Source organism: Denitrificimonas halotolerans (assembly GCF_034259425.1).
Classification (GTDB): Bacteria; Pseudomonadota; Gammaproteobacteria; order Pseudomonadales; family Pseudomonadaceae; genus Denitrificimonas; species Denitrificimonas halotolerans.
The window spans coordinates 124,936-140,150 of the sequence record NZ_JAXIVU010000004.1 but is presented as its reverse complement, the minus strand read 5'-3'; the positions used below and the strand labels follow the sequence as shown (position 1 = coordinate 140,150).

Sequence of the window (15,215 nt, the reverse complement as noted above, 5' to 3'; positions counted from 1 at the left end):
TTCAATACAAACGTGGAGAGATCACCTTGGTTGAGTACGTAGTTTCCCTCGATAAGCTCGGTAACCATGATGTTGAGCGTGTAGGGGGCAAAAACGCCTCCCTAGGCGAAATGATCAGCAACCTTACAGGCGCCGGTGTTTCAGTTCCCGGTGGCTTTGCTACCACAGCTCAAGCTTACCGTGACTTTATTGATGCCAATAACTTAGATGCCCGCATCCATGATTTACTGGACAGTTTAGATACAAACGACGTCAACGCCCTTGCCCAGGCAGGCACACAAATTCGTCAATGGATTCTAGACGCAGATTTTCCAGAACAACTGGACACAGATATACGCAAAGCCTTTGCTGAAATGGCAGATGGTAATGACAACATGGCAGTAGCGGTTCGTTCCTCTGCAACAGCTGAAGACTTACCTGATGCATCTTTTGCCGGACAACAAGAAACCTTCTTAAACATTCGCGGTGTAGATAATGTGATCTATGCAGCCAAAGAGGTTTTTGCTTCTCTATTTAATGACCGTGCTATTTCGTACCGTGTACACCAGGGTTTCGAGCACCGTGATGTTGCCCTCTCTGTAGGTGTACAACGTATGGTTCGTTCTGAAACCGCCGCAGCCGGTGTGATGTTCACCTTAGATACTGAATCAGGCTTTCGCGATGTTGTCTTTATCACAGGCGCGTATGGTTTAGGAGAAACCGTTGTACAAGGTGCAGTAAACCCAGATGAGTTCTATGTGCACAAACCTACTTTGGCCGCCGGCCGCCCAGCAATCCTACGTCGCAATCTTGGAAGTAAAGCGCTCAAAATGATTTACGGCGCCGATGCTAGTGCTGGTAAGTCCATTGAAACCATTGATGTTGATCCAACTGAACGTATGCGCTTCGCCTTAACTGATGAGGAAGTAACAAATTTAGCTAAACAAGCAGTGATCATTGAACAACATTACGGCTGCCCGATGGATATTGAGTGGGCTAAAGACGGTGATGATGGCAAGCTCTATATTGTGCAAGCACGACCTGAAACAGTTAAAAGCCGCAGTAACCTGAATGTCATGGAGCGCTACTTGTTGAAAGAACAAGGGAATGTCCTAGTTGAAGGTCGCGCCATTGGTCAGCGTATTGGTGCTGGTACCGTACGTGTGATTAACGATATTGCCGAAATGGATAAAGTACAAACAGGCGATGTATTGGTTTCTGATATGACGGACCCAGACTGGGAGCCGGTAATGAAACGAGCTAGCGCCATTGTAACAAACCGTGGTGGTCGCACCTGCCATGCTGCAATTATTGCTCGTGAACTCGGCATTCCCGCCGTGGTAGGTTGTGGTAATGCCACATCAGTTTTGCAAGACGGACAAGGTGTTACGGTGTCTTGCGCTGAAGGTGATACAGGACTTGTTTTTGACGGTGAGTTAAATTTTGATGTACGCACCAACTCTGTTGAAGCGATGCCAGAAATTCCGTTCAAAATCATGATGAACGTAGGCAATCCTGATCGAGCCTTCGATTTTACTCAGTTACCGAATGAAGGTGTGGGTTTGGCACGCCTAGAATTCATTATTAATCGTATGATTGGCGTCCACCCTAAAGCCCTCTTGAACTTCGACAGCCTGCCAGCTGATCTGAAACGTAGCGTAGAGAAACGCGTTGCCGGTTATGCGAGCCCAGTTGATTTTTATGTGGATAAATTGGTTGAAGGTGTCAGTACTCTCGCTGCTGCATTCTGGCCTAAAAAAGTTATTGTGCGTTTGTCTGATTTTAAATCTAACGAATATGCGAATCTGATTGGCGGTAAGCTCTATGAGCCAACCGAGGAAAACCCAATGCTTGGTTTCCGTGGTGCTTCACGCTACATCAGTGAGTCATTCCGTGATTGCTTTGAATTAGAATGCCGTGCTATGAAGCGGGTGCGCGATGAGATGGGGTTAACCAACGTCGAATTGATGGTGCCTTTCGTGCGTACAGTCAATGAAGCTGCGCAGGTTGTTGAACTACTTGGCGAATATGGCCTGAAACGTGGTGAGAATGGTTTGCGTGTAATCATGATGTGCGAATTGCCATCCAACGCCCTATTGGCTGATGAGTTCCTTGAGCACTTCGATGGTTTCTCCATCGGTTCTAACGATATGACTCAATTAACACTTGGTTTAGATCGTGATTCAGGTGTCATTGCACACTTATTTGATGAACGTGATACAGCAGTTAAAAAGTTACTATCAATGGCTATTCAGGCTTGCAATAAGGCTGGTAAGTACATTGGTATTTGCGGTCAAGGCCCATCAGACCATCCAGACCTTGCACGCTGGCTAATGGATCAAGGGATAGAGAGCGTCTCTCTTAACCCTGACTCCGTATTGGATACTTGGTTTTTTCTTGCAGAAGAAAACTGAATAACTCAGTAGTCATACACGCCTGCACACTCTTGAATAAGTGTGCAGGCATGCCCTCTCCCACTACATACTTTTACAGTAATCTCTCAGAAAATTTTAGTCGATATTTATAAACTGGTCAGTTATAAAGATCGAACTCCATATAACCATATGCTAATTTGTTACTTCTACCTAAGCCGATGTTATGCGACCATTAACGCATAAACTTAGGAGTTATTCTCATGAGAAAATTATACGCCAGCTTGGCGTTTTTTTTGTGCTCGCTGTTTAGCCATGTGCAAGCTGAAAGCTTTGCCCCCTTAATTGAAGCAATAGAACTTTCTACGGCTCTTAATGACAATATAGCAATACAGCTTGTAGACATTCGCAGTCCTGAAGCCTTCGCTAGTGGGCATATTAATGGTGCAATATCAGCACCTTATGCTAAATGGCGCGGTCCAGCACATAACCCCGGCCAGCTATCTGAGGATTCATACTTTCAACAACTACTTCGAGAACTAGGTCTAACTCATCAGAAACCAATAGTAATCTATTCCACCGGTGCTGATGAAACGGATTTTGGCGCTACAGCTCGTGTGTACTGGACGCTAAAATATCTAGGTCTTACTCAACTGAGTATACTGAACGGTGGCTTACAGCAGTGGGTAAAAAACGAAAGCAACCTCACCACTGAAACCAAACAACCGCAAACTAGCACAATTGAAGTGCAAAGCAACCCAAAGTTAGTGATCTTTAAAGATGAATTGCTGGAAAAAATTACCCAGCGTGATAATACTTATCAACTGCTAGATGCGCGGCCTCCGCTATTCTTTCAGGGTCAAGTTAAGGCTCCCACGGCTAGCACGGGTGGTACTATCGCCACTGCGCAAAACACCCCGTTTGAACAATGGTTTAATAAAGATGACACTCGAGTCCGTCCCGCTGCTGAAATTAAACAACTAGTGCATGAGCAAGGCTTAGACTATGCACAAGAGACCGTATCTTTCTGTAACACTGGGCACTGGGCTGCGACCAACTGGTTTATCCTATCGGAGATTGCTGATTTGCCCGGCGTACGCCTTTATCCCGCCTCTTTAGCGGAATGGACACAAAGCCCTGCGAGCCTACCTATGGAAAACACGCCAAGTCGTTTAGAACAAATTAAAGCTAAGTTTTCACAGCTAGTGAGTCAATAACATGAAGAATCGTTTAGCTTTAAGTGCAATTTTTATAGCCTTTGCGGTGTTTTTATTTTGGTTTGTTTCTATTCGGCAAAGCCTACTGTTTATTGTAGGTATAGGGTTAGGAGCAGTATTAGCAGGCGCACGCTTCGGCTTTACTACCGGATGGCGCAACTTGATTGAAAAACGCGATGCCAGTGGGGTTTTTGCTCAGCTCTTACTCTTAGCCATTGCTGCGGCCTTCTCAATGCCGTTATTGGCCAGTTTCCCAACTGAGCTTAATGCTGCTTTAGGTCCACCTAGTATCAGCCTTTTGGTCGGTGCTTTGGTATTTGGTGGAGCCATGCAAATTGCTGATGGCTGCGGTTCCGGTACTTTGTACAAAGCCGGCTTAGGTATTCCATTAAATATGGCCATCTTACCGGTGTTTGCTTTGGGTAGTTTCCTTGGCTCAGCCCATTTAGGCTGGTGGCTGGATTTAGGCCATACTCAGCCGATCGGGCTAGTCGATAAAGTGGGTTTAAGTAAGGCCTTAGGTATAACATATCTAGGCTTGATCTTAGTTGGCCTAGCTGCGTGGTGGTGGTCGAAAACTAGTGGTGTATCCCGTAGTATATTTAATAAAACGTTAGTCATAGGTGCTGTCCTCATCGCTTTACTAGCGGTATTAAATCTAATTATTGCCGGCCAGCCTTGGGGGGTCGTCTATGGCTTTGGCTTGTGGGCTGCAAAAATTGCTCATGCTGGCAATTTATTTGATCCGACAGTCAACGCATTTTGGAGTCAACCGGTGAATGCCACTGCTTTGGAGCAATCAGTATTTTTGGACCTAACGTCAATTACTAATATTGGTATTTTAGCTGGTGCACTCTGGATTTTTTCACGCAACAAAACAGGTAAAGCCAACAAGCTCAATACTCAGCAGTGGGTCGTCGGAATTATTGCTGGTTTTTTATTGGGTTACAGCTCACGCTTAGCTTTCGGCTGTAATGTTGGTGCTATGGTCAGCGGCATATCTACCGGCAGTATTCACGGTTGGATTTGGGTTCTAATGGCCTTCTTAGGCTCACTGATCGGTGTGCGTATTCGCCGTTATTTTGGATATTGAACTGATATGAGTTATTTACGTATTGTGGCTTTTTGGACTTTACTCATTGGCTTCTTTGTGTGGGACTGGAATCACTCTCAACCGGTTAACCTACGTCTAGAGGCGCCAATTATTGCTATAGGTTCAGGCCAAACCCCTTCCGGCGGTCATTGCGCAACTTTTTAAATAACCATACATGAGTATAACTCTTGACTCACAGCTGTAGCGGAAACCGAGTTCGCTGCAGCTGTGGACTTGAATCTGCAGTTAATTTTCTAGGGTTAATCCATCACCTGTACTGCCGGTGAAATTTGCTTACTACCAACAGCAGGCAATAATTTACCCTCTTGGTAGACTGAAACAAACAAATCTCCTTCTTTACCGTCTGACGCGATAGTAAGATGCACACGGGCACCTTGCATTTTTGCTTCAACAAGTTGTGCTGGCTGTTCATCAATCCATGCACGACCATTAAGCATCTGAAATTCCTGCTGTAACTCAACACGATAAAGCTGACCTTGTGCAGTTAGCCATTCCCAAGTTCCTTGGATTTGCGCCGGTACATACCACTTATAAAGATACACATCACCAAATGCACGCTTAGCGTCAGGTTGCCATTGCCCCATATTAAACGCGTGCGCAATGATTCGAGTACCCGGTTCTAGTTCAGTCAAAATGCGCTTCTTTAATTTCACGTTCAGCGACGGCAACAAATAAAGCGTCACAACAGTAGCTTCACTAAAATCGACACTGAGCAAATCATCCTGAATAAATTTTACTCGATGCTCAACGCTTACTGTCCTAGCTAACTCATTAGCTTCAGTAATGCGTCGAGGATCCATATCGATACCCACAGCATGAGCGCTATAGCCCATTGCTGCAGCCACCGGAATGCGACCATCACCACAGCCTAAGTCATATACGATGTCCTTCTCTGTGACTGCTGCCATTTTCAGCATCGCCTCAACAACAAGCTCATCACTTGGTACAAATATGACATCAAGCTCGGCATCCACTTTGGAAAAACCCTCTTCAAATGACAATTCACTAAACAATAAAGTTACCTAATTTATTAACACTAAAATCAATACAGCAATGCAGTAAAAGCAGCTGTCTCTCAAGTTTTTAGCTACATATTTCTGCAATAGCCCATGAAATACTACTATTGTATACAATATTCACCCCGTTAAGCCTAGTTACTTATTTACAGCAGATCAATCCCGCTACTAATTTGAAGCCACTGAATAATATATGAGTCATGGCTCCTATAAAAAAAGCGCTCATATGAGCGCTTTTTTTATAGGATAATGGCCGGTACAGTCTTAAAAACTATCACCAGGTATACGCACCCAACCTTCCATTAATACGCGTGCACTGCGGCTCATAATAGCCTTCTTCACAACCCACTGACCATTTTCCTGAGCAGCTTCAGCACCTACACGTAAAGTACCGGATGGATGACCAAAGTTAACCGACTGACGATCTTCGCCACCCGCAGCTAAATTCACCAAAGTGCCAGGAATAGCTGCAGCAGTACCAATAGCAACTGCTGCAGTTCCCATCATCGCGTGATGCAACTGCCCCATAGATAATGCGCGAACCAACACATCAATATCTTTAGCTTTAATTTCTTTACCACTAGACGCTGTGTAGTCAGCTGGTGGCGCAACAAAAGCCACTTTAGGTGTATGCTGACGTGCAGCAGCTTCAGCTACATCTTTGATCAACCCCATTTTTACCGCACCATAGGAACGGATCAACTCAAACTTCGCTAAAGCTTCTTTGTCACTATTGATTGCTGACTGGAGTTCTGTGCCTGTATAGCCAATATCTTTCGCATTCACAAAGATAGTTGGAATACCCGCATTGATCAGTGTCGCTTTTAAAGTACCTACACCAGGCACTTCAAGATCATCAACCACGTTGCCCGTAGGGAACATTGCCGCATCATCACCATCGCCATCAGCTGGATCTAAAAACTCAATCTGAACTTCAGCAGCAGGAAAGGTCACACCGTCTAACTCAAAATCACCGGTTTCTTGTACTTTACCATTGGTAATAGGCACATGAGCAATAATAGTTTTTTCAATATTAACCTGCCAAATACGTACAGTGCAGATACCATTCTCAGGAATTTTATCTGCGTCAACCAAACCATTAGAGATAGCAAAGGAACCAACTGCAGCAGTTAAGTTACCGCAATTACCACTCCAATCAACAAATGGCTTATCAATGGACACTTGGCCGAATAAATAATCAACATCGTGATCAGCACGGCTGCTTTTAGACAGCAATACCGTTTTACTGGTACTGGATGTTGCACCACCCATACCATCGGTTTGCTTACCGTAAGGGTCTGGGCTACCAATCACACGCAGCAATAAATTATCACGTGCTGCACCTGGTTTTTGTGCAGCTTGCGGTAAGTCATCAACACGGAAGAATACGCCCTTGCTGGTACCACCGCGTAAGTAGGTAGCTGGAATTTTAATTTGTGGGACCTGACTCATAATGCAATCTCCCTAATTTCAATATGAATAATGCAGTAAGCGCAACAAGCGCTGACTAGAAAATAAGAACCCGCTAAACAAGGATCACTCGCTTAGCGGGTTCAAGGATACAATTATGCGCAGTTACGCATCTGCACCTTCAGCTGCGAGGAACTCTTGAGCAAAGCGTTGTAGAACACCACCTGCTTTGTAGACCTCAACTTCTGCTGCTGTATCTAAGCGACTGAGCATCGGCACACGTACGATCTCACCATTAGCACGAGTGATAATCAGAGTCATTGTGTTACCTGGCTTCAACTCACCTTCTACATCGTAGGTTTCAGTGCCATCTAGACCTAAAGTCTTACGCGTTGTACCTTCTGCAAACTGCAGCGGTAACACACCCATACCAATCAAGTTAGTACGGTGAATACGCTCAAAACCTTCAGCGGCAATCACTTCAACACCGGCTAAACGTACACCTTTAGCTGCCCAGTCACGAGATGACCCCTGACCATAGTCAGCACCTGCAACAATAATCAGCGGCTGCTTGCGCTCCATGTAGGTTTCAATAGCTTCCCACATGCGTGTAACTTCACCTTCCGGCTCAATACGCGCCAATGATCCCTGACGTACATTACCTGCATCATCTAGAACCATTTCGTTAAACAGTTTCGGGTTAGCAAAGGTAGCACGTTGTGCGGTGAGGTGGTCACCACGGTGCGTTGCGTAAGAGTTAAAGTCTTCCTCTGGAACACCCATCTTATGCAAATACTCACCCGCCGCACTATCCATCATAATCGCGTTGGATGGCGACAAGTGGTCAGTAGTGATGTTGTCACCTAAGATCGCCAAAGGACGCATGCCTTTCATTGTCCGTTCACCAGCCAGTGCACCTTCCCAGTATGGAGGGCGACGGATGTAAGTACTCATCGGACGCCAGTCATACAGAGGACTTGGTGATTCAGTGATCGAACCTAAATCAAACATTGGAATATAGATTTGATTGAACTGTGAAGGTTTCACGTTCTTTGCAACAATTGCATCAATCTCTTCGTCTGTTGGCCACAGGTCTTTTAAAGTGATTGGATTGCCGTCTTTATCGTAACCTAAAGCATCTTTTTCAATATCAAAGCGGATCGTACCAGCAATCGCATAAGCAACAACTAACGGTGGTGATGCCAAGAATGCTTGCTTAGCATATGGATGAATACGGCCATCAAAGTTACGGTTACCAGAGAGTACCGCTGTAGCATACAAATCACGATCAATGATTTCTTGTTGGATCTTAGGATCTAAAGCACCACTCATACCGTTACACGTAGTGCAGGCAAAACCAACAATACCAAAGCCTAGCTGCTCAAGCTCACCCAACAAGTTTGCTTCTTGCAGATACAACTCTGCAACTCTTGAACCCGGAGCAAAAGAAGTTTTGACCCACGGTTTGCGCTCAAGACCTAACTCATTGGCCTTGCGGGCTAGCAATGCTGCGGCAACAACGTTACGAGGGTTGCTGGTGTTAGTACAGCTGGTAATTGCAGCAATGATCACCGCACCATCTGGCATCAGACCTTCTTCTTTTTTCCACTCGCCAGCAATTCCTTTGGCAGCTAAGTCGCTAGTTGACACGCGTGCATGCGGGTTTGATGGTCCTGCCATGTTGCGGCCGACTTTTGAAATATCAAATGTTAATACGCGCTCATACTCAGCAGTTTCTAAACTGTCAGCCCAAAGTCCAGTTGTTTTAGCGTAATTTTCAACCAACTGCACTTGCTCAGGTTCGCGACCTGTCAGTTTCAAATACTCAATAGTTTGCTCATCAATATAGAACATACCAGCAGTCGCGCCGTACTCTGGGGTCATATTGGAAATCGTTGCACGGTCACCAATAGACAATGTAGCAGCACCTGGACCAAAGAATTCTAAGTAAGCACCAACCACACGCTCTTTACGTAAAAACTCGGTCATTTCCAACACGATATCTGTTGCTGTAATGCCTGGCTGACGCTCACCAATCATTTTTACACCAACAATATCAGGTAGACGCATCATAGATGGTAAGCCCAACATGACTGTCTCGGCTTCTAAACCACCTACTCCAATCGCAATCACGCCTAAAGCATCTACGTGTGGAGTGTGGCTGTCAGTACCAACACAGGTATCAGGGAAAGCAATACCATCACGCACCTGAATCACCGGAGACATTTTCTCCAAATTGATCTGGTGCATGATGCCGTTACCAGCAGGAATCACATCAACATTTTTAAATGCTGTTTTCGTCCACTCAATAAAGTGAAAACGATCTTCGTTACGGCGATCCTCAATAGCACGGTTCTTTTCAAATGCATCAGGATCATAACCGCCACATTCAACAGCCAGTGAGTGGTCAACGATCAACTGGGTTGGAACAACTGGGTTCACTTTCGCTGGATCACCACCCTGCTCAGCGATCGCATCTCGCAGGCCTGCCAAGTCAACCAGGGCTGTTTGTCCTAAGATATCGTGGCAAACAACACGGGCAGGATACCATGGGAAATCTAAATCTTTTTTACGGTAAATTAGCTGTTTTAGCGAATCCGTAAGCTCACTTGGCTCACAGCGACGTACTAAGTTCTCAGCTAACACGCGTGAAGTATAAGGGAGCTTAGCGTAAGCACCCGGTTCAATGGCATCTACCGCTTCACGAACGTCGTAGTAATCGAGCGCTGTGCCGGGTAGTTTTTTACGGAATTCGGTATTCATAACGTTTTTAAATCCCTCAAATAGAGATGGAGAGCGCTATACACTTAACCAAAGAAACCAGCTGCGTAAAAACACAGCTGGTTATTTGATGAGCTTAAACTCTCAAGTTTTTAGCGCTTATCAATTGCTGGAACTGAGCGCTCATCTTCACCGATGTATTCAGCACTTGGGCGAATAATGCGGTTGTTAGCGCGCTGCTCAAACACGTGTGCAGCCCAACCGGTGACGCGTGAGCACACAAAAATTGGTGTGAACAATTTGGTTGGAATACCCATAAAGCGATAAGCAGATGCGTGGAAGAAGTCAGCGTTCGGGAACAAGCGCTTCTCTTCCCACATGAAGCTTTCAATGGCTTCTGAAACAGGGTAGATAACAGTGTCACCCACCTCATCAGCCAACTTCTTGGAGTAGCCTTTAATCACTTCGTTACGTGGGTCTGAATCACGATAGATTGCATGACCAAAGCCCATAATCAAATCTTTACGAGCAATCATAGCGCGCAACTCTTCAACCGCCTCTTCTGGTGAGCTGAAGCGGTCAATTAAGTCCATTGCTGCTTCGTTTGCACCGCCGTGTAAAGGACCACGCAGCGAACCAATTGCACCAGTGATGCACGAGTACAAGTCAGACAAGGTTGATGCACATACACGACCAGTAAAGGTTGACGCATTAAACTCATGCTCTGCATAAAGAATGAGAGAAACGTTCATTACTTCACGGTGCAATGCATTTGGCGACTTGCCATGCAATAAAGCCAAGAAGTGGCTACCAATATCTGGCTCGTTACTGGTGCACTCGATACGCTTACCTTCATGGCTGAAGTGATACCAGTACAGCAAAATAGCAGGGAAAGTAGCAAGCAAACGGTCAACGACGTCTAGTTGCTCATCGAAGCTCATTTCAGGCTCTAAAGTACCCAGTACTGCAGTACCAGCACGCATCACATCCATCGGGTGTGCGTCAGCAGGAATACGCTCTAGAACTTCTTTCAAAGCTTGTGGCAAATCACGCATGCTATGTAAGCGCTTCAGATATGCATCGAGCTCGCTTTGAGTTGGTAAGTGACCGTAGAGTAGCAAATAAGCTACTTCTTCAAAGTACTGGCAGTTTTCAGCCAAATCGCGAACATCGTAACCGCGGTAAGTTAAGCCTGCGCCCTCTTTACCAACAGTACATAAAGCTGTTTCACCAGCAATTTGACCACGCAGACCTGCGCCGCTCAGTACTTTTTTCTTAGCTTCAGCCATTACGTTCTTCCTTATACTTATATTGTTTATCATCAGACAATGGACGATGGACAACTTATCTTTAAGTTAGCTTTTTTTCTGTGCAAACAAAGCGTCTAAGCTTTGCTCAAAAGCGTGATAGTTGATGCGGTCATAAAGTTCCATGCGCGTTTGCATGGTGTCAATTACATTCTTTTGTGTGCCATCACGACGAATTGCAGTGTAAACATTTTCTGCTGCTTTATTCATAGCACGGAAGGCAGACAGTGGGTACAGTACTAAACCAACATTTGCTTCTTTCAGTTCGTCAACAGTGAAGAGAGGTGTCGCACCAAACTCAGTGATGTTAGCTAAGATCGGGGCATTTACACGATCAGCGAACAACTTGTACATTTCTAACTCGGTAATAGCCTCAGGGAAAACCATGTCCGCACCTGCTTCAATGCATGCTGCTGCACGGTCAAGTGCTGAGTTCAAACCTTCAACTGCTAGGGCATCAGTACGAGCCATGATGACAAAGCTATCATCGGTACGCGCGTCAACGGCTGCCTTAATGCGGTCTACCATTTCTTGCTGAGTAACGATTTCTTTATTCGGGCGGTGACCACAACGCTTAGCGCCCACTTGGTCTTCAATATGGACAGCTGCAGCACCTGCTTTAATCATTGATTTAACAGTACGCGCGACGTTAAATGCTGAAGAACCAAAACCGGTATCAACATCGACTAACAGTGGCAGATCACACACATCAGTGATGCGACGCACATCAATTAAAACATCTTCTAAGCCAGTAATTCCTAAATCAGGCAGACCCAGTGAGCCTGCAGCAACACCGCCACCGGATAGGTAAATGGCTTTAAAGCCTGCACGCTGAGCTAATAAAGCGTGGTTAGCATTAATTGCACCGATTACTTGTAGTGGGCTTTCTTCTACAACCGCATCACGAAAGCGTTGACCTGGGGTTTTACGACTCATAACTTACCTCGTAAGGACTGGATGGTGTCATTAGCACCTTGATAATGACGCTCAACATTACGCCGCGATGCAGCGATATGACGGCGCATAAGTAACTCAGTTAACTCGCCATCGCCGGCAGCGATAGCGTCTAGAATACTGTGATGTTCTTCAAATGCTTGTTGGGGACGATTTGGCGTAGTCGAATATTGAATTCTATACATACGCACCAACTGGTAAAGTTCCTCAGTGAGCAGCTTCACCAATGTTTGATTACCGCTGCCCTGAATAATTTTATAGTGAAAATCATAATCTCCCTCCTGCTGATAATAACCAACCCCAGCCTGGAAAGAGGCATCACGCTCATGGGTGTCAAGCACTTTGCGCAACTGATCCACTTCAGCTTTACTCATGCGCTCAGCCGCTAAACGCCCAGCCATACCTTCTAAGGACTCTCGGATTTCATAAAGCTCAATCAGTTCTTTATGCGAAAGAGATACGACACGCGCACCCACATGTGGTACACGCACTAATAAACGCTGCCCTTCCAAACGGTGAATAGCTTCACGTAACGGGCCACGACTGATGCCGTAAGTGCGCGCCAATTCTGGCTCAGAGATCTTGCTACCAGGCGCAATGTCACCACAGACAATTGCTGCCTGAATACTGCGAAACACCTGTTCTGACAGTGTTGCAGAGTCTCCAGTTATCAGTGCTGTATCACCTACGCCTTGGGCCATAGTGTTGACACCTTGTCTTATTGAATACCTGAAAGCTACATTCAGTACTCAGTTATGTCAACAATCTGCTGCTTATTGTCGACAATATTCAGACCAAGGTCGCATAAAAATTAGCTATTAATCTGTGAACTTACCTCCCCTCGTTAGGCTCTAATAGGCTTAACGCACAAGTTCTGCCTAGCTTTAAACAATAGCAGCATATGATTACATGGTTATTTTTGGCATTGACCATTAGAATAGCCACTCCGTGACTTTCCCTTTCCTTTTTTTTGGCTATTAAATTGCCCGTATGGACTAGGAAATTGGTAAGGTTACATATCATTAATAGTGTATTTGCGAGTGTTATGAGACTTTATATTTCCACCTTACTCTGTTGCCTCCTCTTCTTATCACCACTAACAGTAGCTGATGAGAAGCAGATCTTTGGTTTAAACGAAGATGTGTATATTGCTGATATTGATATGCATATGTCGGCAAAACTGGATACCGGAGCAAAAACAGCCTCTCTCAGCGCTCGAGATATCGAACAATTTAAGCGTGACGGTGAAAAATGGGTACGTTTTTACTTAGCACTGGATGAATCTCACGAGCATGCTTATGAGTTACCCTTAGCACGCATCAGTCGAATTAAGCGCCGCTCTGGGGACTATGATCCCGAAGAAGACAAAAGTTACACGCCACGCCCAGTTGTTAACATGTCCGTTTGCATAGGCCGTACGCTGCAAACTATTGAAGTAAACTTAACAGACCGCAGCACTTTCCAATATCCTTTTTTGATTGGTTCAAAAGCATTAAAGAAGTTTAAAGCCCTTGTTGACCCAAGCTTGAAATACTCTGTGGGCAAACCACAGTGTGAAACCGAAGACATCTCCACTGCCATTGCTGAGTAATGACCATGCGCTCCTTGACACTGCACTTAAGAATACTAATCGCACTCTGTGTCATCATTGGGATATCAGTGACCGCCTATCAAATTTATATTTTAGGCATCCCTGTATCTGCCGATGAGACTGATAACCTTTGGAATATTGACGCTAAGGTTGAGTTTAATGCCAGCGGTCGAGTACCAGTAAAACTACAAATGTTTGTACCACCACTCAATCAAGATTATGTCAGTCTCAATGAAAGTTTTATTTCCAACAATTACGGTGTAAGTGTTAATGCGCGCGACACAAATCGCTTAGTAACTTGGTCTGCACGTCGCGCCCAAGGCAAGCAAACTCTCTACTACCGCATGGTAATGACTAAACGCTACAGCTCGGAAGATGTTAAAAGCAAAGGCCCTATTTACCGTGAAACTCTCCCTGTAGAAGGCGCTGAAAAGATCGCTGCAGAAGCTTTGCTCGCCCCCATACGTCAACACTCCGCCGACGTAGAAACCTTTATTAGTGAGACCATAAAACGAGTCAATGATACGGACGATGATAATGTCCGTTTACTCTTAGGTGGTGACACTTCAAGCGAGCGTAAAACCGACGCAATTGATTTACTACTTTCGATTGCACACGTACCTATGCAACGCTTACACACCATTCGCTTACAAGGTGGGATTGCGCAAGAACCTGAGCTCTGGTTACGCAGTTACAATGGTAAAAAATGGCTTTATTTTAACCCCCTATCTGGCGCTCAAGGTTTACCCAGTGACCGTATGATTTGGTGGTTAGGTGATGAGCCTTTGGTAAGCTTAGAAGGCGGCAACAAAGCCCGAGTAACTTTCACTATCAACAACAGCGAAATGAACGCCATGCGTTTAGCTCAACTCACCAGTGAAAATACTGAGGCGGGCTTTTTAGATTACTCTCTCTACGGCCTTCCCTTGCAAACTCAGCAAACCTACCAAGTAATGATTATGATTCCACTTGGAGTTATGGTGATTTTAATTTTACGCAACTTAGGTGGTTTGCAAACCTTAGGTACCTTTACTCCGGTACTGATTGCCCTAGCCTTTCGTGAAACACAGCTGGGCTTTGGTATTCTGCTCTTTACGATCATCACCTCTCTTGGCTTGGCCTTACGTTCTTATTTAGAACACCTAAAGCTGCAAATGCTGCCACGTCTCTCTGTGGTCCTCACTTTTGTGGTGGTATTGATCGCAGTAATCAGTTTATTCAGTCACAAACTTGGTTTAGAACGTGGTTTATCAGTATCACTTTTCCCAATGGTGATCTTAACCATGACAATTGAACGACTATCCATTACTTGGGAAGAGCGTGGCGGTAACCATGCCTTCAAGGTTGCTATAGGCACGTTATTCGCTGCAGCTTTGTCTCACTACCTAATGAGTATCCCTGAGCTAAACTACTTTATTTTTACCTTCCCTGCGGTGCTACTCATTATGGTTGGTTTTATGCTGGCAATGGGGCGTTATCGCGGTTATCGCTTAACTGAGCTGTTCCGCTTTAAAGCCTTTTTAAAGGATTGATG

Annotated in this window: 12 protein-coding genes; 6 read left to right on the top strand and 6 right to left on the bottom strand. The window is 45.2% G+C overall.

What is annotated here, in order from left to right:
• The first annotated feature begins 26 nt into the window (after positions 1-26).
• The 4 genes from ppsA (at position 27) to TOI97_RS04985 (ending at position 4,826) form a co-directional block, all read left to right on the top strand.
• The gene (gene ppsA, locus TOI97_RS05000) at positions 27-2,393 is read left to right on the top strand and encodes a phosphoenolpyruvate synthase (RefSeq protein ID WP_321553019.1); all 2,367 of its coding nucleotides are present in this window, start codon (positions 27-29) and stop codon (positions 2,391-2,393) included.
• A gap of 221 nt (positions 2,394-2,614) precedes the next feature.
• Entirely contained in the window at positions 2,615-3,568 is a 954-nt protein-coding gene (locus TOI97_RS04995; protein ID WP_321553018.1) for a sulfurtransferase, read from the top strand.
• A 1-nt stretch (position 3,569) separates the two neighbouring features.
• Positions 3,570-4,661: a YeeE/YedE thiosulfate transporter family protein gene (locus TOI97_RS04990; RefSeq protein WP_321553017.1), complete on the top strand. Its 1,092-nt coding sequence runs from the start codon at positions 3,570-3,572 to the stop codon at positions 4,659-4,661.
• Positions 4,662-4,667: 6 nt separating this feature from the next.
• Positions 4,668-4,826, top strand: a complete 159-nt coding sequence (locus TOI97_RS04985; RefSeq protein WP_321553016.1) for a hypothetical protein — start codon at positions 4,668-4,670, stop codon at positions 4,824-4,826.
• A 95-nt stretch (positions 4,827-4,921) separates the two neighbouring features.
• On the opposite strand, the gene TOI97_RS04980 is transcribed toward TOI97_RS04985, so the two are convergent.
• The 6 genes from TOI97_RS04980 to TOI97_RS04955 all read right to left on the bottom strand — a co-directional run bounded on the left by TOI97_RS04980 (position 4,922) and on the right by TOI97_RS04955 (position 12,791).
• Entirely contained in the window at positions 4,922-5,683 is a 762-nt protein-coding gene (locus TOI97_RS04980) for a class I SAM-dependent methyltransferase (protein ID WP_321553015.1), read from the bottom strand.
• Positions 5,684-5,962: 279 nt separating this feature from the next.
• Positions 5,963-7,150, bottom strand: coding sequence for a 2-methylaconitate cis-trans isomerase PrpF (gene prpF / locus TOI97_RS04975; RefSeq protein ID WP_321553014.1), 1,188 nt, complete (start codon positions 7,148-7,150; stop codon positions 5,963-5,965).
• 123 nt (positions 7,151-7,273) lie between these two features.
• Positions 7,274-9,871, bottom strand: a complete 2,598-nt coding sequence (gene acnD / locus TOI97_RS04970; protein WP_321553013.1) for a Fe/S-dependent 2-methylisocitrate dehydratase AcnD — start codon at positions 9,869-9,871, stop codon at positions 7,274-7,276.
• Positions 9,872-9,981: 110 nt separating this feature from the next.
• Positions 9,982-11,118 carry a bifunctional 2-methylcitrate synthase/citrate synthase gene (gene prpC / locus TOI97_RS04965; protein ID WP_321553012.1) on the bottom strand — a complete coding sequence of 379 codons (1,137 nt, stop codon included), beginning with the start codon at positions 11,116-11,118 and terminating at the stop codon, positions 9,982-9,984.
• 66 nt (positions 11,119-11,184) lie between these two features.
• A complete protein-coding gene (gene prpB, locus TOI97_RS04960) occupies positions 11,185-12,072 on the bottom strand; it encodes a methylisocitrate lyase (protein ID WP_321553011.1) in 888 nt (295 codons plus the stop codon).
• Entirely contained in the window at positions 12,069-12,791 is a 723-nt protein-coding gene (locus TOI97_RS04955; protein WP_321553010.1) for a GntR family transcriptional regulator, read from the bottom strand. The genes prpB and TOI97_RS04955 overlap by 4 nt, the downstream gene beginning before the upstream one ends.
• 344 nt (positions 12,792-13,135) lie before the next feature.
• On the opposite strand from TOI97_RS04955, the gene rloA reads away from it, so the two are divergent.
• Together rloA and rloB are read left to right on the top strand one after the other, a co-directional pair.
• Positions 13,136-13,681: a retropepsin-like aspartic peptidase RloA gene (gene rloA, locus TOI97_RS04950; protein ID WP_321553009.1), complete on the top strand. Its 546-nt coding sequence runs from the start codon at positions 13,136-13,138 to the stop codon at positions 13,679-13,681.
• 5 nt (positions 13,682-13,686) lie between these two features.
• Positions 13,687-15,213, top strand: coding sequence for an osmotic stress tolerance membrane protein RloB (gene rloB, locus TOI97_RS04945; RefSeq protein ID WP_321553008.1), 1,527 nt, complete (start codon positions 13,687-13,689; stop codon positions 15,211-15,213).
• Positions 15,214-15,215: the final 2 nt, after the last annotated feature.

Excerpts from the sequence above, each read along its gene's own strand:
- rloB (WP_321553008.1), top strand. The coding sequence starts at position 13,687 with ATGCGCTCCTTGACACTGCACTTAAGAATACTAATCGCACTCTGTGTC.
- acnD (WP_321553013.1), bottom strand. The coding sequence starts at position 9,871 with ATGAATACCGAATTCCGTAAAAAACTACCCGGCACAGCGCTCGATTAC.
- TOI97_RS04955 (WP_321553010.1), bottom strand. The coding sequence starts at position 12,791 with ATGGCCCAAGGCGTAGGTGATACAGCACTGATAACTGGAGACTCTGCA.
- TOI97_RS04995 (WP_321553018.1), top strand. The coding sequence starts at position 2,615 with ATGAGAAAATTATACGCCAGCTTGGCGTTTTTTTTGTGCTCGCTGTTT.
- TOI97_RS04990 (WP_321553017.1), top strand. The coding sequence starts at position 3,570 with ATGAAGAATCGTTTAGCTTTAAGTGCAATTTTTATAGCCTTTGCGGTG.
- prpC (WP_321553012.1), bottom strand. The coding sequence starts at position 11,118 with ATGGCTGAAGCTAAGAAAAAAGTACTGAGCGGCGCAGGTCTGCGTGGT.
- rloA (WP_321553009.1), top strand. The coding sequence starts at position 13,136 with ATGAGACTTTATATTTCCACCTTACTCTGTTGCCTCCTCTTCTTATCA.
- prpF (WP_321553014.1), bottom strand. The coding sequence starts at position 7,150 with ATGAGTCAGGTCCCACAAATTAAAATTCCAGCTACCTACTTACGCGGT.
- prpB (WP_321553011.1), bottom strand. The coding sequence starts at position 12,072 with ATGAGTCGTAAAACCCCAGGTCAACGCTTTCGTGATGCGGTTGTAGAA.
- TOI97_RS04985 (WP_321553016.1), top strand. The coding sequence starts at position 4,668 with ATGAGTTATTTACGTATTGTGGCTTTTTGGACTTTACTCATTGGCTTC.